The sequence below is a fragment of the Nonomuraea sp. NPDC050394 genome, from assembly GCF_044459065.1.
Lineage (GTDB): Bacteria > Actinomycetota > Actinomycetes > Streptosporangiales > Streptosporangiaceae > Nonomuraea.
Window position 1 is genome coordinate 212,534 of sequence record NZ_JBITIO010000012.1, and the last position, 20,693, is coordinate 233,226.

Genomic DNA, 20,693 nt, shown 5'->3' on the forward strand with positions numbered 1-20,693 from the left:
AACCGGTGGAAGCCCCCCGGGCCTGTTGGCTACGGTCGGCCGGATGCGTGTGGTGTGGCTGTGCGGGCCGTCGGGGGTGGGTAAGTCGGCGGCCGGGTTCGAGATCTTCTCCCGGCTGGGCCGCGACGGTGTGCGGGCGGCCTACCTGGACACCGACCAGATCAGCCTGATCCACCCCGCGCCGCCCGGGGGAACCCACGACGCGCGGGCGCGGGCGCTGGCGGCGCTGTGGCCGCTGTTTCGGGCGGCGGGTGCGCGGTGGCTGGTGGTGTCGGGCTACGTCGACACCGCCGATGACCTGCGCCCCTACAGGGCCGCCCTGCCGCCGGGCGTGATCCGGGTACGGCTGCGCGCGGGCGAGCGGGAGCTGCGCCGCCGCTTCCTGGGGCGGGGGTGGCTGAGCGAGCTGGTGGAGGACACGGTGGCCGAGGCGCGCAGGCTGGAGACCTCCGGCGTGGGCGGCGTGGTGGTCGACACCGACGGCCTGAGCATCGCCGAGGTGGCCGATCGCGTGCTGCGCCTGGCCGAAGCCGAGCCCTTGGCCGAAGCCGAGCCCCCGGCTGGTGCAGGGGATCCGGCGACCGCCGTGTCTCCCGACCCGGACCCGGATCCGGTGCCAGCGCACGGCCCACCCCCCGCCGCGGGCCCCGCACGGGACACCGGCGTTCCCGGCCCTGGGCAGAGCTCGAAGGAGCACGCCACGGACGTCGCGGACATCGGCCCGCGGGCCCGGGTGGTGTGGTTGTGCGGGGCCCGCGGGGCCGGAGTCTCCACCGCCGGATACGAGACCTACCGCCGGGTGCTCGCCTCCGGTGTCCGGGCCGCCTACGTCGACCTGCGCCAGATCGGCTTCCTGGGCCCCGCGCCGGGCGGGGAGCCGGCCATCGTGGTGCGGACGCTGGCCGCCTTGTGGCCGGTTCACCGCGCCGCCGGGGCCACGTGCCTGGTCGTCGCGGGGCCGGCCGACGACCGCGCGGCTCTGGCCCGTTACGCCGGGGCGCTGCCGGATGCCGAGGTGACGGTCTGCCGCCTGGACGCCGGGCCCGCCACCCTGGCCGAACGCCTGCGCCTGCGCTCCCTGGGGCGGGGACCGGCGATCCCGGGTGACGATCTGGCCGGCCGTACCCCGCGACAGGTGCGGGCGCTGGCGGGGCGCGCCGCACGCCAGGCGCGGGAGCTGAGGCGGGCGGGCGTGGGGGACGTGCACGTCGACACCGACGGTCTCACCCCGTCACAGGTGGCAGAGAGGGTGCTGAAGGCCGCGTGGCCGGCGGGCGGGTGAGGAAGGGGGTCAGCAGGCCGGGCAGGACGTGCTCGGCGAAGCGCACCCCCTCGCCCATGAACACGTCCTTGACGTGGTAGACGCCGCGCCCGCCCGGTGTGGTGGCGCTGAGCCGGCACAGGGTGGAGCGGCGGTGCCAGGCCCATCGGGTGAACGTCCAGCCGATCACCCCGCCGCGGCGCAGCGCGATGGTGCGGCGTTTGAGGGTGCCGTGGCGGGTGACCAGGTAGCGGCCGGTCAGGCCGTGGCCGAGGTTGCGGTAGGCGTCGCGGGCCAGCAGGAGCCCGCCCGCGCCCGCCGCGAGCGCGCCGATCCAGGCGAGGGTGAGCAGCGGCGGCCACAGCCATGCCCCGAGCAGCGCCAGGACGGCGCCCAGCGCGGCGGCGGCCAGCAGCGCCCAGCGCACCCGCCGTACCAGGGCGAGCCGGGGGTGGGGCAGGAGCCGGACGGTGCGGGCGGGGCTGCCGGCTTCGCGCAGGACGGCGGCGGCGACCCGGTGGGCGTGGGAGATCGGCGCGGGCGGCAGCAGCGCGCTGGCGTTGAAGGCGCGCATCTCCTCTTCCGCGCTGCCCGAGCCGGTGACCACGGCGTAGGTGTAGGCGGCGCCGGCGGTGCGCAGCAGCAGCGGTTCGGCGATCTCGACGCCGTGCAGGCGTTCTTCCTGCAGGGTGGCCGAGCGGGTGACGAACAGGCCGCGGGTGGCGCGCAGGCCGCCGTCGGGTTCGCGGACCAGGCGGAAGTTCCACCACGTCTCGGTGGCCAGGGCGAGTGTGGCGGTGATGCCGGCCAGCAGGAGTCCGAGCGCGGTCAGGGAGCCGACCACCAGCAGGTCGGAGCGGCCGAGCCAGTCGATGAGGCGGGGGATCAGGACGGTGTCGGGTTCGTAGCCGAGCAGGTCCAGGCCCTGGTAGGTGGCGCCGAGCGCGCCGATGCCGAGCGCCGGGGTGGCGATCGACAGCGGCGCCAGCCGCAGCCAGCGCCGCTGCCCGAGCGCGATCGTCTGCTCGCCGCCGGCGCCGTCGCGGCGGATGAGGGCCGCGCGCAGCGCCTGGGCCTGGCCGCGGGGCAGGGCGTTGAGGGTCAGGGCCGCCTGCTGCTCGGAGGAGGTACGGTAGCCGGTCTCGACCTTGACCACGGCCAGGGAGAACACGCGGTGCAGCGGGTTGGCACTCAGCTCGACGCTGCGCACGCGGGCGCGGGGGATGGCGCGGTGGCGGCGCAGCAGGACGCCGGTGCGCATCTCGATGTGCTCGTCCGTCAGCCGGTAGCGGGTCTTGGCCCACAGCAGCGCCTCGTAGGCGATGCCGGTCAGCACCAGCGGGACCGGCGCGCTGAGCCACCAGGGGGCATCGCGCCACCACAGCACCGCCAGCGCGGCCACCATCACGCCGGCGCACCAGGCGGCCGCCACCCAGATGATCCGTACGTCCAGGCGCCGCCAGGGGGGATCGGTGGGCGGGTTCACGCGGCGTCGCCGCCCCGGGCGCGGGCGGCCAGATCTTCGGCCAGCAGCCGCGCGTCCTCGTGGTCGAGGCCGTCGATCGTCAGCGCCCCGGCCGCCGAGGCGGTGGTCACCACCACGCTGGAGAGCCCGAACAGCTGCTGCAGCGGACCGCGCAGCGTGTCCACCGTCTGGATGCGTTCCATCGGCGCGATCCGCCATTGCTGGCGCACCCATCCGGCCCGCGTGAACACCGCCTCCTGCGCCACCTCCCACCGGTGCACCCGCATCCGCCACGGCGGCATCACCAGGATGTAGATCAAGCCGGGCACGGCCACGATGGCGGCCGCCAGCAGCAGCCACCGCCGGGCGGGGGTGATCAGCAGCGCGAGCAGCACCAGCAGCAGCACCGGCGGCAGGACGCTCACCACGGCCTGGGCCAGCCACCAGCCGTGCGCGCGCTCGTCGGGGCTTCGGCTGGGCGCTCGCAGAGGTTCCATGCCGACCACGGTAGGGGGGCGCTCGGCTGTGCGGAATCCGGCTGAGCGCACCGCCCGGGGTGGAGGTAGGTACACCCTCCAGGAGGGGCACCGGCGGAAAATATTGGAGTGCATGGCAAAAAGAGAGTGTGGTTAGATTTCCGCTTGTGAGTGAAGGCCTGCGCGAGCGCAAGAAGCAGCGCACCCGCCGCCACCTGTCGCAGGTGGCCATGGCGTTGTTCGTCGAGCGCGGCTTCGACGCGGTCACCGTCGCCGAGGTCGCCGCGGCGGCCGAGGTGGCGGTCAACACCGTCTACAACTACTTCCCCGCCAAGGAGGACCTCGTCCTGCCGCCGCAGCAGGCCTCCCCGGGCCGCCTGGCCGCGATCGTGGCCGCCCGCCCGCCCGGGGTGAGCGCCGCCCGCGCCGTGCTGGACCACCTGCGCCAGGAGGTACGGCGCCGCGACCGGAGCCTGGGCCTGAGCGAGGGCTTCGGCCCGGTCTTCCTCATGATGCGCGCCGCCCCCACCCTCACCGCCCGGCTGGAGGACCTGGGCCGCCAGATGAACGAGGAACTGGCCGCCCGGCTGGCCGACGAACAACCCGGCGACCGGCCCGCCGCGCGCGTGGTGGCCTGGCAGCTCGGCGCGGTGCACGCGCTCGTCTACACCGAGATCGGCGCCCGCGTCGCCGCCGGCCAGCCGCCCGCCCAGATCGCCGACGCCGTGCTCGGCCTCCTGGACGCGGCCGAGTCCGCGCTCGGGCAGCCACTGCTCGGCTACGCCGTACGAAAGGACGAACCATCATGTTCCGCGTGACCGTGCGAGGCAGCTTCGGCCCCCTCGACGAACAGGCCAAGGCGGCCATCGAGGCCGCGGCCGGACCCGCCTACACCCCGGCGGGGACCTTCACCCACGACGCCACCATGGCCGCCTTCACCTTCCGCTGCCAGGTGGCCGCCAACGACGAGAGCGAACCCGCCGACGGCGAGACCGAAGCCGCCGGCGGCGAAGCCGAAGCCGGGCAGGCGGCCCTGGCGGTGCTGGCCGCCTACGGCCTGCCGCACCGGGTGCTGAACGTCGCCGTCACCGACCTGCGCCAGGTCAAGATCCGGCGCCGGTGAGCGGACGGGCCCGGCGCAGCCCCGCGTACTCCAGCACCGCGTACACGGCCACCACGACCGCGCCCACCAGCACGAACGCCACCCCCAGCGCGGTCAGCTCCAGCAGCGGCGAGACCACCAGGGCGAGCATCGCCACCGCCGAGAGCCCATTGCCGGCCACCGCCATCCCCGCCAGCCGGGCGGGGATGCGCGGATAACCGGCGATCAGCCCGAGCGCGGCCGCCCCGCCCAGCATCGCCACCCCGAACGGCACCGCCCACGCCACCGGCAACCCCAGCGGCCCGCTGAGCGGCCCCGCCAGCGCCAGCATGATGAGCCCGAACACCGCCGTGCTCCACCCGTCGACCCGCAGCACGGTCCGCAGCAGTTCCTGGCCTCGCCCATCCGTCACCGCGCTCCTCCTCATCCCCCGGGGGCCCCGCACGCCGGCGCCCCGCCACCCCCGAGGCTGCCAGCCCGCACGTCATGACCTCAATAACCTCCCAGGTCATGTCCGGGCGCTGGCTATCCTCCCCAGCATGAACGACACACACGCCGGAGCCCTGCTGCGCCAGTGGCGGCGCCGGCGCAAGGTCAGCCAGCTGGAGCTGTCCCTGCTGGCCGAGACCTCCGCCCGCCACCTGTCCTACGTCGAGACCGGCCGCTCACGGCCCAGCCGCGCCATGGTGCTGCGCCTGGCCGAGGCGCTGGAGGTGCCGCTGCGCGAGCGCAACACGCTGCTGCTGGCCGCCGGATACGCGCCCGCCTACCGCGAGAGCCGCCCCGGCGAGGAGGGCATGGCCGCCATCAGCGCCGCGCTGGCGACGATGCTGAGCGCGCACGAGCCGTACCCGGCGGTGGTGGTCGACCGGCTGTGGAACGTCGTGACCGGCAACACGGCCATGGCGGTGCTCATGGACGGCGTCGACCCCGCCCTGACGGCCGCGACGCCGAACGTGTTCCGGCTGACCCTGCACCCGCGCGGCCTGGCCGGGCGCCTGGTCAACTACGGCCAGGTGCGCGCGTTGTTCCTGCGGCGGCTGCGCCGTCAGGCCGACGCCGGCGACGCCGCGCTGCGGGAGCTGTATGAGGAGGTCAGCCGCTACCCGCCCCCCGAAGGCCACCACGACGACGACGCCCGGCAGATGCCGGACGGGCCCATCCAGGTGCCGCTGCGGGTACGCACGCCGCTGGGGGAGCTGTCGATGTTCAGCACCATGGCCACCTTCGGCTCGCCCGCGGACGTGACGTTGTCGGAGCTGGCGATCGAGCTGTTCTACCCGCTGGACGAGGTCACCGACGCCGCCCTGCGCCACCTGGCATCCTGACGCGCGCCCGCGCGGCGCTCGCCGCGCCGGCCCGGAGTCCGCGGACGCCAGCTTCGCGCACAGGGCGGCCGCCGGTGGCCCGGGAAGTTCTTCCCACCACCACCGGCCGCACATCGAAACCCCCTGCGCAGGGCGACCGCGGGCCGAACCCGCCGCCTCAGCCCGCGGACTTGGGGGAGCGCAGCAGCGGATGGGCCCGCATGGCCACCTCCAGCTCACCCGGCAACTCATCGCGGTAACGGCCCAGCGTCGACAGGTCGCTGTGACCCAGCACCCGCCGCACCGCGTCCATGTCCACCGCGTCAGCCAGCAGATGCGTGGCCGTCGTATGGCGCAGCCCATGCGGCGTCACCGACCGGCGCCGCTCCGGATCCACCCGCGCCTGCACCCGGTCGATCACCGCCTGCACATCACCGCGCGCCAGCCGCCGCCCCCGCCACGACAACAGCAACGCCTTCTCCACCGGCGGCCCCGCCCCCCGCTCACCCACCAGATACGCCTCCAGCGCCACCGCCACACCCTCCGGCAACGGCACATCCCGCGTACGCCCGCCCTTGCCGAAGATCCGCCAATAGCGCACCCCGTCATTGGTGTAGAAGTCCTCCACATTGGCCCGCACCAGCTCCGACACCCGCGGACCCACCGCCGCCAGCAACAACACGATCAGCCCATCACGCAGCGGCATGCGCTGATCGCGGCGCCCCTCACCCTCCTGCCCGCCCAGCTCCCGCGCCGCCCCGATCAGCCCCTGCGCCTGCTCACGCGTCAGCGCCCGCCGCTCGGCCCGCAGCCCGCCCCGCTCACGCGCGCTGACCGTCACCGCCGCCATCGGATTGATCTGCACCCACCCGGCCAGCGTCGCATGCTTGAACAACGCCGAGATCGACCGGCGAAACCGCGCCTGCGACGAGGCGCTCTGCAACGACGCGCCCGGCGCCGCCCGCTCCGCCTGCCCGCCCTCCGGTGAGCGCGGCCCATCCGGCTTGCGGGCGCCCTCTGGCGAGCGCCGCCCGTCCGGCTTGCGGGCGAAGGCCAGCAGTACCGCGTCGACGTCCTCGCCGCTCAGATCGTCGAGCACCGCCCCGGCCCCCGCCAGCGCCACCAGCGTCGCCACATCGCGCGCGTAGACCTCCGCCGTGGCCGGCGACAGCGCCCCCGTCACCGTCTTGGCCCGCACCAGCTCCACATAGCGGTCCACCGCCTCCGCCACCGTCAACCGGTTGAGCTCCGCCGGCCGCACCCGCCCACCTCCACCTCTGGACCACGCCACCATGGAAAGATCCACAGCCGACGGTAGCGACCGGCACCGACAAAATCGATCAGCTCTCACCCACGGGGGAACACCACCTTGCCGCACATCGCCATGGTCAGCATCCCGGCACCCGGCCACGTCAACCCCAGCCTGGAGGTCATCCGCGAACTCACCACCCGCGGCCACCACGTCACCTACGCCAACGCCCCCTCCTACCGCGACATCGTCGAAACGGCCGGCGCCACCCACGTCCCCTACACCTCGCTGCTGCCCCAAGGCCCGGCCTGGCCCGACGACACCATCGCCCAGCTCGACCTGTTCCTGCGCGACAACATCTCCATGACCCCGCAACTACGCGCCGCCTACACCGACCGGCGCCCCGACCTGTTCCTCTACGACATCGGCGCCGCCCCCGCCCGCGTCCTTGCCCAACAGTGGAACATCCCCGCCATCCAGCTCTCACCCACCTACGTCGCCTGGGACGGCTACGAAACCGACATGGCCCCCATGATCGACCAGCTGTACGCCACTCCCGAAGGCGCCGACTACCACCGCCGCGCCGGGCAATGGCTGCGCGAGGAGGGCATCACCACCCCGCACGCCGACTTCGTCGGCCGCCCGCCACGCTGCCTCGTCCTCATCCCGCGCGCCCTGCAACCGCACGCCGACCGCGTCGACCCCGGCGTCTACACCTTCATCGGCCCCTGCCTGGGCGAGCGCGGCACCTGGAGCCCACCCGCCGGCGCCGGCAAGATCCTGCTCATCTCCCTCGGCTCCGCCTTCACCGACCAGCCCGCCTTCTACCGCACCTGCCTGCGCGCCTTCGGCGACCTGCCCGGCTGGCACGTCATCATGCAGATCGGCCGCCGCCTGACCGCCGCCGACCTCGGCCCCATCCCCGCCAACGTCGAGATCCACCCCTGGGTCGAACAACTGGCCATCTTGCACCACGCCGCCGCCTTCCTCACCCACGCCGGCATGGGCGGCGCCAGCGAGGGCCTGGCCTGCGGCGTCCCCATGATCGCCGTCCCGCAGGGCGTCGACCAGTTCGCCAACGCCGACCACCTCGCCGCGCTCGGCGTGGCCCGCCGCATCGACACCGCCGCCGCCACCCCCGCCCTCCTGCGCGACGCGCTGCACGAGCTCACCACCGACCCGCGGGTCGCCGCCCGGCTGGCCGCCGTCCGCCACGAACTCACCGTCGAAGGCGGCGCCCGGCACGCCGCCGACCTCATCGAAGCCGCCCTCTAACGCCGCAGCGGGGCTGCTGGCGGGGCCTGCTGGCGTGGCCGTACACCCACCGCGGGGGTACGGCCCCGCCAACAGGCCCCGCAGACCTTACTCCAGGACCACCTTCCGGTAGACCTCCAGCTCCCGCACCTCCACCGTCAGCTGCACCCGCACCCCCGCCACCGGCCGCACATGCCGGCGCAGCAGCTCCACCGCCACCTGACCCAGCCGCCGCCGCACCTCCTCCTCGCGCCCCGGCAAGATCGCGACCTGGGCGTGCACCATCGCCTCGCATGCGTCCCCGTCCGCGATGACCCCGTCCTCGATCCGGTAGAAGCGCGACTTGAACGCCTCCACCCGCCCCCCGACGACCGCCGCGCCTTCCTCGTGCAACGCCAGCGCGAAAGCGCGCCGGTCGAACGCCTCCCGCAACACGGCCGAATACTCCACGGTGACCTGCGGCACCCCGCCCACTCCCTTCCGCCCGGATCCCACCCATGGGGGAGCGCGGGAGCCGCACCTGTCAGATATCGCGGAACGTCTCGATCCGCGCACCCACCGCGTTCAGCCGCTCCGCCAGCTCCTCATACCCCCGATTGATCACATACACATTCCGCAGCACCGACGTACCCTCGGCCGCCAGCATCGCCAGCAGCACCACCACCGCGGGACGCAACGCCGGCGGGCACATCATCTCCGACCCCCGCCACCGCGTCGGCCCCTCCACCAGCACCCGATGCGGATCCAGCAACTTCACCGACGCCCCCAGCCGCGTCAGCTCCGTCAGATAGATCGCCCGATTGTCATACACCCAGTCATGAATGAGCGTCGACCCCTGCGCCACCGCCGCAATAGCCGCAAAAAACGGCACATTGTCGATGTTCAGCCCCGGAAACGGCATCGGATGAATCTTGTCGATGGGGGAGACCAGCTTCGACGGCCGCACCGTCAAATCCACCAGCCGCGTACGCCCGTTCGCCGCCGCATACTCCCCGCCCCGATCATGATCGAGACCCATCTCCTCCAGCACCGCCAGCTCGATCTCCAAAAACTCCACCGGAACCCGCCGAATCGTCAGCTCCGACGACGTCACCACCGCCGCCGCCAGCAGACTCATCGCCTCCACCGGATCCTCACTGGGGGAGTAGTCCACATCCCGATCGATGACCGGCACCCCATGCACCGTCAACGTCGTCGTCCCCACCCCCTCGACCTTGACCCCCAGCTCCTCCAGAAAGAAGCACAGATCCTGCACCATGTAATTCGACGACGCGTTACGGATCACCGTCACCCCGTCATGCCGCGCCGCCGCCATCAGCGCGTTCTCCGTCACCGTGTCCCCACGCTCGGTCAGCACGATCGCCCGCTTCGGCGACACCCCGCCATCCACCTGCGCGTGATAAACCCCGCCCGTCGCCGTAATGTCCAACCCGAAATGCCGCAACGCCGACATGTGCGGCTGCACCGTGCGCGTCCCCAGATCACACCCACCCGCATACGGAATCTGGAACCGCTCCGTCCGATGCATCAACGGCCCCAAAAACATGATCACACTCCGGGTACGGCGCGCCGCCTCCGTATCCATCGCCTCCAGCTCCAACCGGCCGGGCGGCACAATCTCCAGATCACTACCCTCATTGATCCACCGCGCCCGCACCCCGATCGACGCCAGCACCTCCAAAATCCGGTAGACCTCCTCGATCCGCGCCACCTTCCGCAAAATCGTCCGCCCCGCGTTCAGCAACGACGCACACAACAACGCCACACACGCGTTCTTCGACGTCTTCACATCGATGCTGCCCGACAACCGCCGCCCACCGACCACCCGCAAATGCATCGGCCCCGCATACCCCAGCGACACGATCTCACTGTCCAGCGCCTCACCAATCCGAGCGATCATCTCAAGACTGATGTTCTGATTACCCCGCTCAATCCGGTTCACCGCACTCTGACTCGTCGCCAGCGCATCCGCCAGCTGCAGCTGCGTCCAACCACGATGCTGACGCGCATCCCGAATCAACCGCCCGATCCGCGCAAGATAGTCATCCGCCATAGCGCCACAACCTATCTCACATATGAGATGCCGCCGCCCCCCACCCATCCCGATGCACCGCCAAATACCCCGGCGTCGCCTCCGCCCGCACCTTACGCACGAACGCCGAACGCGCCGCCCCGAAACCCCGCCGGTCATCGAACATGTCCCGGCTCATCTCCGCCAGCTCCTCCACCCGATACGCATCCAACGGCTTACGCCGCTCATCCTCGGCACGAGCCGCCACCTTCGCCGCCACCAACGCCTCCCACTCCACCCCTGAGGCCAGCCGCTCCGCGAACTCCAGCACCGACCGCTCGAACTCCAACCGGCCCCCACCCAGCACATGATCAGCCAGCCCCAGCTCCACCGCCTCAGCCGCACCCACCGGCAACGCCCCCTCCGTCAACCGCTCCGCCGCACCCACCCCCACCCGCCGCGCCAGCACATACGTCCAGAACTCACTGCCGAACAACCCCATCGTCCGATAATGCGGATTCAGCACCACGCCCTCCCGCACCAGCACCCGATCCGCACCCAGCGCCATCATCACCCCACCCGCGCCCGCACTACCCCCCACCGACGCCACCACCACCTGCCCACGACACTCGATGATCTCCCGGCACACCGCGTTGATCGCGTTGATGTTCATCCACGCCTCCAGCTCCGGATGCGCCGCCGCCTCGATCACATTCAGATGAATGCCATTCGAAAACGTCTCCCCACCCCGCACCACCAGCACCCGCGTGTCCTGCTCACCCGCATACCGCAACGCCGCCGCCAACCTCCGGCACTGATCGGTCGACATCGCCCCGTTGTAGAAATCGAAACTCACCACCCCCACCCCCGCACTGCGCTCATACGTGATCTCCGTATAACCCGCACGCTCCTCCAGATGACCCACCCGATCACCCAGCACCATCACCGCCGGCAACTTCACCCCATCGGCACGATCCAGCCGCAGATGACCCACCCACACCGTCCCATCACCCGTATGCACCAGCACCGCCCCCTCACGCCGCGCCGCCACCTCACCCGGCCGCCCCACCAGCGCCGGACCCCGATACACGTCGAACACCCGCACCGCCAGCCCGCACAACTCCGCCCGGCCACCCGGCGCCCCATCGGCCGCCCGCACCCGCCGCACGATCGCCTCCGTCGGCTCCGACCACGACACCACCCGATCCGCATGCCGCATCGCCGGACGCAACCGCCCCACCACCTCCGGCCGCCCATAATCCAGCGGCACCGGCACGAACCCCGCCTCACCCGCCTTCCGCGCCACCTCCAGCACCAGCTCCACCGCCGCATCGGCCACCGGCCCGTTGTACAGCGCCGACTTGCGCGGCGCCTCCACCGGCAGCGCGAACATCCGATACCCCCAGATCGGCCCCGCGTCCATCTCCTCCACCGCCTGCAACGCCGTCACCCCCCACTCCGGCTCCGCCTCCGCGATCGCCCAATCCAGCGACGACGGCCCCCGATCCCCGGGCGGACCCGGATGAATGATCACCACCCGGTGCCGCTGAAACAGCAGCCCCGGCACCTTCTCCTTCAAAAACGGACAGATAATCACATCCGGCTTCGCCAGCTCCGCCGCCTCGAGCATCACCCGCTCCGACAGCGCCAGCTCCACGCTCACGTCATGACCGGCACGCCGCAACTCCAGCCACGCACGCTGGGTCAGGCCGTTGAAAGACGAGCAAAGCAGCAGGACGCGCAACGGAACCAGCCTCCGGACGATCGCGATGAAAGACGACACCCCACCAGCAACGGGGGAGAGGACGGGCGGGGGACACCACTCAGATGGCCGCACCCGGGCGGCAGACCTCAGTGGTTTCGGCAGCCCCAAATGACCCGTACATGCCACAAGATGTTGACACGAACCGGCACTTCCCGCTGACAATTCACGCAAAATCACCAACTATCCGGTACGGCGAAGCCAGGGGAGTGGCCCCCACCCTGCGGAAAAGCGCATCAAAAGCCCCCTCCGCCACGATGGGCCCCAGATCTGACCCCCACACGGAAGGTCGATGTCATGCGTCTACGCGTTCCGCTCCTGCTCGCCGCCGTCGCCGCCACGGGCCTGCTCACCGCCCAGCCGGCCGTCGCCACCACGGCGGCGGCGACGGTGCCCTACGCGGCCGATTCCGGCGACTCGTGCAAGCGCGGTTCCACCGAGGGAAGCCTGGAATGGGTCACCGGCCCCGTCATCAGGCCCACGGTCAAGGTGGCGGGAACCCTGTCGGACGAGCGTGAGTTCTCCACCTGCGCGCCCGACGGCATGTACAGCCGGGCCAGCTTCAGCGCCTACCACGGATCGGACAAGGTGGCCGGCGGGCAGGTCAAGGCCGACGACGCCACCGTCCCGGTCGCGCTGACGCTGGCCGACGCCTCGGGTGTGCGGTCGATCGACCGCGTCGTGGTGCAGGTGTGCCGCTACAGCAACAGCCCGGTCGGCATCAGCTATTGCGGGCCCGCGCAGGAGTACAAGGCGCCGTGACGGCCACCTGTCGCGCCCTGTGAAAGTACGTTGGCTATACCGGACAGAATTCACCTTCTGTCCGGTATAGCCTATTTTGTGGTGTTTTGGTGGCGGGCGATTCAGAGGCGGCGGACGAAGCGTGTGGCGGCGCGATGACTCATGCCGGTCTCGCCGCGGACCAGGAAGACCGCCTCCTGCAACTGTCCGAGCGCCTTCATCTCCAGCGCCTGGTCGACCAGGTCGGCGCTGGGGGCGGGGCGGTTGCGGGGGCGACGGGTGAGCCGGGCGGCCAGCACGATGAGCCAGATGGCACCGGCCGTCACGACGCCGGTGAGCGCGATGAGGGCCGTGGTTGACATGGCCTGCGTGCTGCCCGCACCGGACGAGATCATGCGTACGCGCCCGCCGAACTTGTCCGGGGCGCCTGCCGTTGCCGCGCTGCGCGCCGTGCTGTGGGTGCGACTCGGCGTCCGTGGGCGGCTCTGGACGCGGCGCGCGTTCGTGGTGCGGGAGATGCGGTGCGGCAGGATGGCTTGCGTGACGTTCTCCCGGTGTTCTCCTGGGCCGGGCCGATCATCCGCGTTTGCTCGATAATGTACATTATGTCAAGTTAACGTGATCTTGACCCTCCTCTCGGCGCGTCCGCCTTGCCCCAGGTGTTCGGCGCGCCCCAGAGGAACAGGCCGGCTCGGCCGGCGGGACGAGTCAGGCCTCGCCGCTCGTCGAGAAGCAGGGAGCGCCGGCCCGGGCCGGTTCCCGGGGCGGGCGCTCCGTGGTGCCCGTTCCGGCCTGTGGTTCTGGCGTGCGGGGTCACGCTGTCGTGAGGGCCGTGCGCCCCGGGTCGTGTGGCCGGGTCGTGTGGCCGGTACGGGGTGTGGGTGGTCGTGACTCATGGTGTCGGTCCCCCGGTGTGCCGCCGGCGGCCGATCGTGAACGCCGGGGTAATGCGGTGTGGCAGGCGAGTGGGGCTCCGCTCCCCCGCGGGTGGCCGGCTGTCATCTCATTTCTTTGCGTGCCTGCCATATTCCTGTGTGAATTTCCGGAAAGTGATTGGCCGTGAAGCGTTAAAGCGGTTGACCGCAATCCGGATAATCGTGCGATGGCCTGGGTGGCCTGGGGATTCATGCGTTCAACTGTCGAAATTTGCACCATCTCAAGTGTTGGTCGGGAATTGACACGGGTGGGCTTCTGGCGTGATGATCCATCGGTGGGCGAGGCCGTAAAAGATGGCCTTGTTCGGACATTCACGGAAATGTCCTTTGTGTGCTCCGGGCCCGGTGGGGGCGCTGGGGGGTGGTCCCCCGGACTCGGCTGCCGCATGCCCGCGCCGCTCCGGTGCGCGGGCATGCGGCCTTACTCCCTGTGGCCGGTGGGTGGCCTGTCCCCCACTCCGGCGGGCAGGTTGGACGCGCCAGGGCGGCCGCCGGGGTCGGGGGTGGCGGCGGGGTGCCGGATCCGGTGGCGGGGTTGACGAAGAATCTTGACGAGTCGTTGAAATGCCGCCTTGGATGGTTTTGGTGCGCTTACTCTGGATATCTGGTACGCGTCCGGAAGGGGACCCGCATGGGGAACGAAGTGTTGTGCCAGGTGTGTCAGGGGGTGCTGCCGGCGTCGGGTCGTGAGTCGTACACGGCGGCGCGTGGGCGGTTGATCGTGTCGAACGGGTATTGCCAGGGTGGGTGCGCGGAGCGTGCCGAGCCGGCGGTGCGGGCGGTTCGGGTGGGTGCGGCGCCGGGTGCGCCGGCGCCGGTGGCTCCCGGTCCGGCGCCGGTGGGTGCTCCCCCGGTGGCGCGGGTGCGGGGTTAGGTCTCGTGCCAGTAGTCCCTGGTTTCTAGGGCGCGGCCGTCGCTGTCGAAGGTGATGAAGACGCAGCCGGCCAGGGTGTGGTCGCCGTCGGTGACGCGGTATTCGATGGCGGCGTGGTTGCCGTCCACCAGGGGTGGGCCGAAGTGTGCGCGGGGTGCGTGTTCTTCGGTGAAGGATCGGTGGATGTATGTGGCGATCTCTGCTTTTCCGCGGTGGGGTGGGCGGAAGGGCATGGAGGTGTGGACGGCGTCGTCGGCGTAGAGGGTGAGGATGGCGTCGGCGTCGTGGTGGGTCCAGCCGTGCTGCCAGGTGTCGGCGAAGTGGCGGGCGTGGGCGCGGGTGTCGGGCATGGGGTGATGGTAGGGGTGCCGTGTGGGTGTCAGGGGCGGATGGCCAGGACGCATACGGCGGGCGGGGTGAGGTCGAGGGTTTCGGCGCGGGTGTGGGTGTATCCGGCTTCGGTGAGGTGCCGGGTGATGTCGCGGGCGGCTTGGGCCGAGGTCTCGGGGGTGGCGCCGGGGGTGCGGGGCTGGCTGGTGATGGCGATGCGGCCGCCGGGTTTGAGCAGGGTGCGCAGGTGGGTCAGGGTTGCGGTGGGGTTGGGCCACATGCCGAAGGTGTTGATGGTGACGATGGCGTCGAGGGGTTGTCCGGGGGCGGGTGGGTGTTCGGCGGTGGCCTGCCGGAGGGTGACGCGGTGGGCGCGGATGGCGGCGGCGTTGCGGCGGGTGGCGTGGCGGAGCATGACGGCGGAGTGGTCGATGCCGTAGATCGTGCCGTGGGTGGCGTGGCGGGTGAGGTGGGCGATGGCCAGGCCGGGGCCGAAGCCGATTTCGAGGATGTGGTCGGTGGGCCGGACGTCGAGCAGGGAGACGGTCCATTGGTTGCGCCGGCGGTTGGAGGCGCGGTGGGCCATGATCCAGCCGGCGAGGTGTCCCCCGGCGCCGTGGGGACGGTGGAACTGGCCGATGATGGCGGTGATGAGGCGTTGTTTCATGGGGCCAGTCAAGGTCTTCAAGGAGGCTTGAGGTCAAGATGGCTGATCTGAGTATTGGGCAGCTTGCGGCGCGTACCGGGGTGGCGGCTTCGGCGTTGCGTTATTACGAGGAGCTGGGGTTGATTGCGGCGCCGGAGCGGGTTGGGGGGCGGCGATGTTATCCGGAGTCGTTGGTGGAGCTGGTCGGGCGGATTCTGGTGTTGCGGGATGCGGGGTTCTCGTTGCGGGAGACAGGGCGGCTGCTGGAGTTGCGGGCGCCGTCGGATGTGCGGTGGCGGCGGCTGGTGGAGGGCAAGGTCGCCGAGTTGGAGGAGCGGATCGCGCGGGCGCATGAGGCGCGGGAGGCGTTGTTGCATGGGTTGCGGTGCCCGCATGAGGACATGGCGGGGTGTGAGCGGCTGGCGGGGGTGGTGGGGGCGCGGCTGGCGGGTGAGTCGCTGGGGCGGGCGCATGTGCACTGAGGGGTTCACGCGTGCTGAGGGGTTAGGGGCGCTGGGGGGGTTGGGGGCGCTGAGGGGTTAGGGGCGGCGGGTGGCGATGGCGTCGAGTTCGAGGGTCACGTTGGGGCGTACGAGGAGTGTGGTGGCGGCGTTCCAGTTGACGTGCCAGTCGTGGCGGTTGATGGTGAGGGCGGCTTTGACGTGGGGGCCGTCGTCGGTGGGGCGGTAGTGCAGGTCCAGGGTGATGGGCCGGGTGGTGGCGCGGATGGTGAGGTTCGCGGTGAGGGTGAGGCTGGTGGGGGTGCGTTGCCGTACCTCGGTTGCGGTGAGGGTGATGGTGGGGTGGTCGGCCAGGCCCAGGAAGTGGGTGAGCAGGTGCTGGTCGCGCTGGGGGTTGTGGGTGTGGAGGCTGTGGGTGTGGATGGTGAGGTCGATGGTGGAGTTGGTGGGGGTTTCGCCGTCGAGGTAGGCGTGGGCGTCGAAGGAGGTGAAGTGTCCGTGTACGCGGCTGGCCATAGTGTGGCGGGCGGTGAAGCCGATGCGGGTGCGGGCGGGGTCGAGGGTGTAGGCGCCGGTGAGGGCGCTGAGTGTGGTCATGGTCGTTCGACGAGGTGGGCGGGCGGAATGTGAGGTGCCGGTGTGAGCTCACATTTGGTGGTGGTGTTTCGTCGTAGGGGTGACGGCACAGCCATCTGAGGAAGTCGGGGACCCTATGAGCAGCTCCATCGATCCGGGCCTGAGCGCGATCATGAGTGAGCGGCGGCAGTTGATCAATTTGGCGTATCGGCTGCTGGGGTCGCTGGCTGATGCCGAGGATGTGGTGCAGGAGACGTATGTGCGCTGGTATGCGATGTCGCGGGAGCGGCAGGAGGCGATCGAGTCTCCGGGGGCGTGGCTGACGAAGGTGGCCAGCCGTATCTGCCTGGATGTGCTGGGTTCGGCGCGGGTGCGGCGGGAGTCGTACGTGGGTGAGTGGCTTCCGGAGCCGTTGCCCGATCGTACGGATTGGGCGGCGGGGCGGCTGGGTGGCGCGGTGGTGGATCCGGCGGATCGGGTGACGCTGGATGAGTCGCTGAACATGGCGTTTCTCGTGGTGCTGGAGTCGATGACGCCGGCGGAGCGGGTGGCGTTCATCTTGCATGATGTGTTCCGGTATTCCTTCGCCGAGGTGGGTGAGATCGTCGGGCGCAGTGCGGCGGCGTGCCGTCAGCTGGCTTCGTCGGCGCGGCGGCGGGTGCGGGAGGCGCGGGTGCCGCGTGCCGCGGTGGCGCGGCAGGCGGATGTGGTGCGGGAGTTCAAGCGGGCGTGGGAGGCCCAGGACATCGAGGCGCTGGTGGGGTTGCTGGCTCCGGATGCGACGGCGGTGGGTGATGGCGGCGGCGTGGTGAGCGCGGCGTTGCGTCCGGTGGAGGGTGCGTCGGCGATCGCGGGCTACATCGTGGAGATCGCGCGGCTGGTGCCGGGGATGTCGGTGGTGGAGCGCACGGTCAATGGCCAGCCTGGTCTGGTGGCGGTGCACGACGGGGTCACGGTGGTGGTGATGGCGTTCGAGGTCGCCGGTGATCGGATCCAGCGCATCTGGGGTGTGCGCAATCCTCACAAGCTGCGCTCGTGGAGCATGGACTGAGGTGCGGTTTCGCCGTCATCTCCTGCTGCGTTACGCCCTTGCCTGGCGTGAGCCCGGGTCAGTGGTGGAAGGGGATCCGGGCGACGTCGGCGGGTAGTTCGGCGGGTGTGCCGGCGGTCAGGCGGTGCAGGGCGTGGCGGATGTCGGTGGCCAGCAGGGAGATCTCGTCGATGCCGATGCCGATGCCGATGCCGTGCCGGATGAGGATGCGCTGGATGATGGTGTCCTGCCGGTCGGCGGGCAGGGGGTAGGCGGGTACTTGCCAGCCGCGCATGCGGAGCTGGTGGTGTCGGTGGCCTTGTGCGATGCCATGGTGTCCCCCGTGGTGGTCAGGGGGAATCTGCCCGGGGACGGCTCAAGGCAAGGACAAAACCGGACTACAGCCCTGAAAAGGTTTGTTGTTAGGCCGGCCGTACCGCGGAGAAGGGGTGGGTGGCGGTGACGCTGGCGACGGGCAGGGGGCCGTACAGGTGGGGGAAGCCGTTCTCTTCGCGCACGTCCAGGCCGGTGGGGTCGATGTGCAGGACCAGCAGCGGCTCGGTGACGCCGGCGTAGAAGGTGGCGGCGACCTGGTCGAGCTGGGCGTGGTCGTGGCTGCAGTGGATGAAGCCGACTTCCTGCAGGGTTTTGCCGAGGGTGGAGATCTGGTAGCCGCCGGGTCCGGTGGCGTGCCAGTCGGCAGCCAGGGCCAGGTGCAGGATCATGACAGGGCCTCCAGGGCGCGCTCGGCGTCGGCGAGGGTGTTGTAGGCGTGGAAGGACAGGCGGGCGCGGCCGGCGCGGGTGGCGGCGGTGATGCCGGCGGCGGCCAGGCGGGCGGGGTCGGCGCGCAGGGACAGGATGGGGCTGTCGCCCGGGGGCAGGCCGATTCCGGCGCGTACGTGGTCGGCCAGGGCGAGGTTGTGGGCGCCGACGGCGTGTACGCCGAGGGTGGTGAGCAGTTCGAGGGCGGGGGCGGCGCCGACGTGGCAGAACCAGGCCGGTGACAGGTCGAAGGCGCGCGCGTCGTCGGCCACGCGCAGGGGCATGCCGTAGAAGGCGGTGGCGGGGTCGGGGGCGCTGTACCAGTTGGCGGCCAGGGGGCGCATGCGCTCGCGCAGGCGGGGCGAGAGATAGCCGTAGGCGGCGCCGCGCGGGGCCATGAGCCATTTGTAGGCGGCGCAGACCAGGGCGTCGATGCCGTCGAGGGTGATCGGCAGCCATCCGCAGGCCTGGCTGGCGTCGGTGATGACGAGGGTGTCGTGCCGGCGGGCGGCGGTGATGATGTCGGCCAGGGGGGCGCGTTCGCCGGTGGCCGACTGGATGAGGCTGAAGGCGACGGCGGTGGTGGCGGGGGTGATGTGCTCGGCCAGGCGGGCGACGGGAGCGGTCTCGACCTCGGCGGCCACGGCCCAGGGAAAGACGTTGCTGGTGAACTCGATGTCGGGGACCAGGACGCGGGCGCGGCCGGGCAGGGCGGTGGCGATGGTGGAGTTGATCTGGGAGGCGGTGGAGCTGACGGTGATGTCGGCCGGTGGTGCGCCGATGAGGTGGGCGAAGGCGGTGCGGGCGCGGCCGACGCTGGCCTCCCAGGGCTTCCAGTCGCTGCTGCCGTGGCGCCACTGGTCCAGGACGGTCTGCAGTTCGGTGTAGGCCTGGCGGGGCGGCAGGCCGTAGCTGGCGGTGTTGAGCCAGCCGGGGCGGGCGTCCCACAGGGTGTGCCAGGTGGTCATGGGTGGTGCCATTCGCGGGCGAGCATGGCGTAGACGATTTCGCTGGCCCATTGTCCCTTGACGTATTCGTTGTCGAGGAGGTGGGCCTCGCGGCGCATGCCGAGTTTTTCCAGGACGCGGGCGGAGGCGCGGTTGCGGGCGTCGAGGCGGCCGACGATGCGGTGCAGGCCGAGGTCGTCGAAGCCGAGGCCGAGCAGGGGGCGGGTGGCTTCGGCGGCGTAGCCGCGGCCGTGGAACCGGGGGTGCAGCACGTAGCCGATCTCGCCCTGGCGGTGCTGTTTGCTGGTCCAGATCAGCACGCAGTTGCCGACGAGTTCGCCGGTCTCGGTGAGGGTGACGGCCACGTCGATCGCTTCGCCTTCGTCGAGCAGGGCGGTGCGGGCGATCTTCTTGTCCAGGAAGGCGCGGGTGGTGTCGAGGTCGCGTGGTTCCCAGTAGAGGTAGCGGGCCACTTCGGGCAGGGATTCGTAGGCGTGCAGGTCGTGGAGGTCTTCGGGGGTGAAGCCGCGCAGGGTGAGGCGTTCGGTGGTGATCGGGTAGGTGGGTTTGAGCACGGACGAAGTGTAGGCATCGGTCATTCGGGACGCGAGGCGTTTTCCAGCGCGAGCGCCAGCAGGGTGCGCAGGTCCTCCAGGGGGCGTTGTTCGACGACGTGTTCCAGCCACAGGGCGCAGACGGTGGCGTACAGCAGGCGGGCGCGGGGGTGGGCGGGGGGCAGGCCGAGGTGGCCGGCGGTGACGGCCAGGCAGCCGTCGCTCCAGCGGCGGGCGATCGCCTGCAGGGCGGGGTCGCGGCCGGCGTGCACGTACAGTTCCCACAGGCCGAGCTGGTGCGGGCGGTCGGCGTTGGCCAGGTCGTCGGCCAGGCCGGTGAGGCCGTGTGCGCGCAGGTGGCCGAGTTCGCGTTCGACCAGGTGGGTGAAGGCTTCGGCGAGCAGGTCGTCGCGGGAGGCGAAGTAGTAGGTGGTGGCGGCCAGGGGCAGGGCGGCGCGCCGGGCGACGGCGCGGTGGGTCAGGGCGGCGAAGCCGCTCTCGGTGAGCAGGCCGACGGCGGCGTTGAGCAGGGCGGTGCGGCGCTGGGTGGCGCGGGCCTGGGGTTTTTTGGTCAATGGGTTCCCGCGAGGTTGAGGACGACGACGCCGGCGATGATGAGCACGATACCGCCGATCTTGAGCGGGGACAGGCTCTCGCCCATGAACGCGAAGCCGATGAGGGCGATGGCCGCGGTGCCGGCGCCGGACCAGATGGCGTAGGCGGTGCCCATCTCCAGCTGGAGTTGCAGGGCCTTGCCGAGCAGGGCGAAGGAGGTGGCGTAGCCGGCGATGACCAGGATGCTCCAGCCGAGGTGGGTGAAGCCGTTGGCGAGTTTGAGTGCGGAGGTCGCGGCGATCTCGCTGGCGATGGCGAGGGCGAGCAGGAGCCAGGCCATGGGGGTGGTGCCCTTCCAAAAAGTGGTACGTCTGTTCCAGTTTAGATGCGGCG

25 protein-coding genes are annotated in these 20,693 nt (G+C 71.1%); 8 read left to right on the plus strand and 17 right to left on the minus strand.

The window, feature by feature from the left end; all coding sequences use genetic code 11:
• Window positions 1–43 precede the first annotated feature (43 nt).
• The gene (locus ACIBKY_RS38195; protein ID WP_397104669.1) at window positions 44–1,282 is read left to right on the plus strand and encodes a hypothetical protein; all 1,239 of its coding nucleotides are present in this window, start codon (window positions 44–46) and stop codon (window positions 1,280–1,282) included.
• Here the strand turns inward: ACIBKY_RS38195 and ACIBKY_RS38200 are convergent.
• Window positions 1,224–2,747, minus strand: a complete 1,524-nt coding sequence (locus ACIBKY_RS38200) for a PH domain-containing protein (protein WP_397104671.1) — start codon at window positions 2,745–2,747, stop codon at window positions 1,224–1,226. The two genes, ACIBKY_RS38195 and ACIBKY_RS38200, sit on opposite strands and share 59 nt — an antisense overlap.
• Entirely contained in the window at window positions 2,744–3,223 is a 480-nt protein-coding gene (locus ACIBKY_RS38205; RefSeq protein ID WP_397104673.1) for a PH domain-containing protein, read from the minus strand. Before ACIBKY_RS38205 ends, ACIBKY_RS38200 begins: the two co-directional genes overlap by 4 nt.
• Window positions 3,224–3,369: 146 nt before the next feature.
• Between ACIBKY_RS38205 and ACIBKY_RS38210 the strand changes: the two genes are divergently transcribed.
• Window positions 3,370–4,020 (plus strand): TetR family transcriptional regulator, encoded by a 651-nt coding sequence (locus ACIBKY_RS38210; protein WP_397104675.1) that lies wholly within the window; start codon window positions 3,370–3,372, stop codon window positions 4,018–4,020.
• Complete coding sequence (locus ACIBKY_RS38215; protein ID WP_397104677.1) at window positions 4,017–4,325, plus strand: DUF6204 family protein; 309 nt, start codon at window positions 4,017–4,019, stop codon at window positions 4,323–4,325. The genes ACIBKY_RS38210 and ACIBKY_RS38215 overlap by 4 nt, the downstream gene beginning before the upstream one ends.
• On the opposite strand, the gene ACIBKY_RS38220 is transcribed toward ACIBKY_RS38215, so the two are convergent.
• Window positions 4,306–4,716: a hypothetical protein gene (locus ACIBKY_RS38220; protein WP_397104679.1), complete on the minus strand. Its 411-nt coding sequence runs from the start codon at window positions 4,714–4,716 to the stop codon at window positions 4,306–4,308. The two genes, ACIBKY_RS38215 and ACIBKY_RS38220, sit on opposite strands and share 20 nt — an antisense overlap.
• Window positions 4,717–4,843: 127 nt before the next feature.
• Between ACIBKY_RS38220 and ACIBKY_RS38225 the strand changes: the two genes are divergently transcribed.
• Window positions 4,844–5,632, plus strand: coding sequence for a helix-turn-helix domain-containing protein (locus tag ACIBKY_RS38225; protein ID WP_397104681.1), 789 nt, complete (start codon window positions 4,844–4,846; stop codon window positions 5,630–5,632).
• A 157-nt stretch (window positions 5,633–5,789) separates the two neighbouring features.
• Here the strand turns inward: ACIBKY_RS38225 and ACIBKY_RS38230 are convergent, their stop codons facing one another.
• Window positions 5,790–6,872, minus strand: coding sequence for a tyrosine-type recombinase/integrase (locus ACIBKY_RS38230; protein WP_397104683.1), 1,083 nt, complete (start codon window positions 6,870–6,872; stop codon window positions 5,790–5,792).
• Window positions 6,873–6,995: 123 nt separating this feature from the next.
• On the opposite strand from ACIBKY_RS38230, the gene ACIBKY_RS38235 reads away from it, so the two are divergent.
• Window positions 6,996–8,135 (plus strand): macrolide family glycosyltransferase, encoded by a 1,140-nt coding sequence (locus ACIBKY_RS38235; RefSeq protein ID WP_397104922.1) that lies wholly within the window; start codon window positions 6,996–6,998, stop codon window positions 8,133–8,135.
• A gap of 87 nt (window positions 8,136–8,222) precedes the next feature.
• Here ACIBKY_RS38235 and ACIBKY_RS38240 read toward each other — a convergent pair whose 3' ends face one another.
• From ACIBKY_RS38240 to ACIBKY_RS38250, 3 genes are read right to left on the minus strand one after another with little or no spacing between them, the layout of a single operon-like run.
• Window positions 8,223–8,579: a 5-carboxymethyl-2-hydroxymuconate Delta-isomerase gene (locus ACIBKY_RS38240; protein ID WP_397104685.1), complete on the minus strand. Its 357-nt coding sequence runs from the start codon at window positions 8,577–8,579 to the stop codon at window positions 8,223–8,225.
• Window positions 8,580–8,637: 58 nt separating this feature from the next.
• Entirely contained in the window at window positions 8,638–10,167 is a 1,530-nt protein-coding gene (locus ACIBKY_RS38245) for a helix-turn-helix domain-containing protein (RefSeq protein WP_397104687.1), read from the minus strand.
• A 16-nt stretch (window positions 10,168–10,183) separates the two neighbouring features.
• Window positions 10,184–11,869: an enoyl-CoA hydratase-related protein gene (locus ACIBKY_RS38250; RefSeq protein ID WP_397104689.1), complete on the minus strand. Its 1,686-nt coding sequence runs from the start codon at window positions 11,867–11,869 to the stop codon at window positions 10,184–10,186.
• A 315-nt stretch (window positions 11,870–12,184) separates the two neighbouring features.
• On the opposite strand from ACIBKY_RS38250, the gene ACIBKY_RS38255 reads away from it, so the two are divergent.
• On the plus strand, window positions 12,185–12,649 hold the full coding sequence (locus ACIBKY_RS38255) for a hypothetical protein (protein ID WP_397104690.1): 465 nt from the start codon (window positions 12,185–12,187) through the stop codon (window positions 12,647–12,649).
• 101 nt (window positions 12,650–12,750) lie between these two features.
• On the opposite strand, the gene ACIBKY_RS38260 is transcribed toward ACIBKY_RS38255, so the two are convergent.
• The 3 genes from ACIBKY_RS38260 to ACIBKY_RS38270 all read right to left on the minus strand — a co-directional run bounded on the left by ACIBKY_RS38260 (window position 12,751) and on the right by ACIBKY_RS38270 (window position 15,434).
• Window positions 12,751–12,990 (minus strand): hypothetical protein, encoded by a 240-nt coding sequence (locus tag ACIBKY_RS38260; RefSeq protein ID WP_397104692.1) that lies wholly within the window; start codon window positions 12,988–12,990, stop codon window positions 12,751–12,753.
• 1,443 nt (window positions 12,991–14,433) lie between these two features.
• Window positions 14,434–14,787 (minus strand): nuclear transport factor 2 family protein, encoded by a 354-nt coding sequence (locus ACIBKY_RS38265; RefSeq protein ID WP_397104694.1) that lies wholly within the window; start codon window positions 14,785–14,787, stop codon window positions 14,434–14,436.
• Between the two features lie 29 nt (window positions 14,788–14,816).
• Complete coding sequence (locus ACIBKY_RS38270) at window positions 14,817–15,434, minus strand: class I SAM-dependent methyltransferase (RefSeq protein WP_397104696.1); 618 nt, start codon at window positions 15,432–15,434, stop codon at window positions 14,817–14,819.
• A 38-nt stretch (window positions 15,435–15,472) separates the two neighbouring features.
• Here ACIBKY_RS38270 and ACIBKY_RS38275 point away from each other — a divergent pair, with 38 nt between their 5' ends.
• A complete protein-coding gene (locus ACIBKY_RS38275) occupies window positions 15,473–15,895 on the plus strand; it encodes a MerR family transcriptional regulator (protein ID WP_397104698.1) in 423 nt (140 codons plus the stop codon).
• A gap of 57 nt (window positions 15,896–15,952) precedes the next feature.
• Here the strand turns inward: ACIBKY_RS38275 and ACIBKY_RS38280 are convergent, their stop codons facing one another.
• Window positions 15,953–16,471 (minus strand): YceI family protein, encoded by a 519-nt coding sequence (locus ACIBKY_RS38280; RefSeq protein WP_397104700.1) that lies wholly within the window; start codon window positions 16,469–16,471, stop codon window positions 15,953–15,955.
• Window positions 16,472–16,586: 115 nt separating this feature from the next.
• Between ACIBKY_RS38280 and sigJ the strand changes: the two genes are divergently transcribed.
• Window positions 16,587–17,501, plus strand: coding sequence for an RNA polymerase sigma factor SigJ (gene sigJ / locus ACIBKY_RS38285; protein ID WP_397104702.1), 915 nt, complete (start codon window positions 16,587–16,589; stop codon window positions 17,499–17,501).
• A gap of 58 nt (window positions 17,502–17,559) precedes the next feature.
• Here sigJ and ACIBKY_RS38290 read toward each other — a convergent pair whose 3' ends face one another.
• From ACIBKY_RS38290 to ACIBKY_RS38315, 6 genes are all read right to left on the minus strand, one after another.
• The gene (locus ACIBKY_RS38290; RefSeq protein WP_397104704.1) at window positions 17,560–17,775 is read right to left on the minus strand and encodes a hypothetical protein; all 216 of its coding nucleotides are present in this window, start codon (window positions 17,773–17,775) and stop codon (window positions 17,560–17,562) included.
• Window positions 17,776–17,902: 127 nt separating this feature from the next.
• The gene (locus tag ACIBKY_RS38295) at window positions 17,903–18,205 is read right to left on the minus strand and encodes a DUF952 domain-containing protein (protein ID WP_397104706.1); all 303 of its coding nucleotides are present in this window, start codon (window positions 18,203–18,205) and stop codon (window positions 17,903–17,905) included.
• Window positions 18,202–19,212 carry an aminotransferase class V-fold PLP-dependent enzyme gene (locus ACIBKY_RS38300; protein ID WP_397104708.1) on the minus strand — a complete coding sequence of 337 codons (1,011 nt, stop codon included), beginning with the start codon at window positions 19,210–19,212 and terminating at the stop codon, window positions 18,202–18,204. The genes ACIBKY_RS38295 and ACIBKY_RS38300 overlap by 4 nt, the downstream gene beginning before the upstream one ends.
• A complete protein-coding gene (locus ACIBKY_RS38305; RefSeq protein ID WP_397104710.1) occupies window positions 19,209–19,766 on the minus strand; it encodes a GNAT family N-acetyltransferase in 558 nt (185 codons plus the stop codon). Before ACIBKY_RS38305 ends, ACIBKY_RS38300 begins: the two co-directional genes overlap by 4 nt.
• Before the next feature lie 20 nt (window positions 19,767–19,786).
• A complete protein-coding gene (locus ACIBKY_RS38310) occupies window positions 19,787–20,320 on the minus strand; it encodes a TetR/AcrR family transcriptional regulator (protein ID WP_397104712.1) in 534 nt (177 codons plus the stop codon).
• Complete coding sequence (locus tag ACIBKY_RS38315; protein WP_379626433.1) at window positions 20,317–20,640, minus strand: DMT family transporter; 324 nt, start codon at window positions 20,638–20,640, stop codon at window positions 20,317–20,319. The genes ACIBKY_RS38310 and ACIBKY_RS38315 overlap by 4 nt, the downstream gene beginning before the upstream one ends.
• Window positions 20,641–20,693 lie beyond the last annotated feature (53 nt).

Excerpts from the sequence above, each read along its gene's own strand:
- ACIBKY_RS38225 (WP_397104681.1), top strand. The coding sequence starts at position 4,844 with ATGAACGACACACACGCCGGAGCCCTGCTGCGCCAGTGGCGGCGCCGG.
- ACIBKY_RS38280 (WP_397104700.1), bottom strand. The coding sequence starts at position 16,471 with ATGACCACACTCAGCGCCCTCACCGGCGCCTACACCCTCGACCCCGCC.
- ACIBKY_RS38235 (WP_397104922.1), top strand. The coding sequence starts at position 6,996 with ATGGTCAGCATCCCGGCACCCGGCCACGTCAACCCCAGCCTGGAGGTC.
- ACIBKY_RS38275 (WP_397104698.1), top strand. The coding sequence starts at position 15,473 with ATGGCTGATCTGAGTATTGGGCAGCTTGCGGCGCGTACCGGGGTGGCG.
- ACIBKY_RS38265 (WP_397104694.1), bottom strand. The coding sequence starts at position 14,787 with ATGCCCGACACCCGCGCCCACGCCCGCCACTTCGCCGACACCTGGCAG.
- ACIBKY_RS38295 (WP_397104706.1), bottom strand. The coding sequence starts at position 18,205 with ATGATCCTGCACCTGGCCCTGGCTGCCGACTGGCACGCCACCGGACCC.
- ACIBKY_RS38245 (WP_397104687.1), bottom strand. The coding sequence starts at position 10,167 with ATGGCGGATGACTATCTTGCGCGGATCGGGCGGTTGATTCGGGATGCG.
- ACIBKY_RS38255 (WP_397104690.1), top strand. The coding sequence starts at position 12,185 with ATGCGTCTACGCGTTCCGCTCCTGCTCGCCGCCGTCGCCGCCACGGGC.
- ACIBKY_RS38300 (WP_397104708.1), bottom strand. The coding sequence starts at position 19,212 with ATGACCACCTGGCACACCCTGTGGGACGCCCGCCCCGGCTGGCTCAAC.
- ACIBKY_RS38290 (WP_397104704.1), bottom strand. The coding sequence starts at position 17,775 with ATGCGCGGCTGGCAAGTACCCGCCTACCCCCTGCCCGCCGACCGGCAG.
- ACIBKY_RS38205 (WP_397104673.1), bottom strand. The coding sequence starts at position 3,223 with ATGGAACCTCTGCGAGCGCCCAGCCGAAGCCCCGACGAGCGCGCGCAC.
- ACIBKY_RS38260 (WP_397104692.1), bottom strand. The coding sequence starts at position 12,990 with ATGTCAACCACGGCCCTCATCGCGCTCACCGGCGTCGTGACGGCCGGT.
- ACIBKY_RS38195 (WP_397104669.1), top strand. The coding sequence starts at position 44 with ATGCGTGTGGTGTGGCTGTGCGGGCCGTCGGGGGTGGGTAAGTCGGCG.
- ACIBKY_RS38270 (WP_397104696.1), bottom strand. The coding sequence starts at position 15,434 with ATGAAACAACGCCTCATCACCGCCATCATCGGCCAGTTCCACCGTCCC.
- ACIBKY_RS38315 (WP_379626433.1), bottom strand. The coding sequence starts at position 20,640 with ATGGCCTGGCTCCTGCTCGCCCTCGCCATCGCCAGCGAGATCGCCGCG.
- sigJ (WP_397104702.1), top strand. The coding sequence starts at position 16,587 with ATGAGCAGCTCCATCGATCCGGGCCTGAGCGCGATCATGAGTGAGCGG.